Source organism: Streptomyces sp. M-16, assembly GCF_052114405.1.
Taxonomy (GTDB): domain Bacteria; phylum Actinomycetota; class Actinomycetes; order Streptomycetales; family Streptomycetaceae; genus Streptomyces.
This window is the reverse complement of sequence record NZ_JBFRER010000354.1, coordinates 1-397: the sequence shown is the minus strand read 5'-3', so window position 1 is coordinate 397 and position 397 is coordinate 1. Positions and strand designations below refer to the sequence as shown.

Here is a 397-nt window from a genome sequence, read left to right as displayed (position 1 = left end):
GCCGATGAGCCGATCGCGATCGTGGGGATGAGTTGCCGTTATCCGGGTGGGGTGCGGTCTCCGGAGGATCTGTGGCGGCTGGTCGCGGAGGGGGGTGACGCGGTGGGTGGTTTCCCGGTCGATCGTGGGTGGGCGCTGGAGGCGTTGTACCACCCGGATCCGGATCATGCGGGGACGAGTTATGCGCGGGACGGTGGGTTCCTGTATGACGCGGCGGAGTTCGATGCCGGGTTCTTCGGKATMTCGCCGCGTGAGGCGCTCGCGATGGATCCGCAGCAGCGGTTGTTGCTGGAGACCTCGTGGGAGGTGTTCGAGCGGGCCGGTATCGACCCGGCTTCGTTGCGGGGTTCGCGTACCGGGGTCTTCGCGGGCGTCATGTACCACGACTACGGCTCAC

The 397-nt window shown here is 67.1% G+C and carries 1 protein-coding gene; it reads left to right on the top strand.

Translation table 11 applies throughout. The features are described from left to right. A partial coding sequence (locus AB4039_RS42535; protein WP_442273350.1) for a beta-ketoacyl synthase N-terminal-like domain-containing protein occupies positions 1 to 397 on the top strand: 397 nt, incomplete at both ends.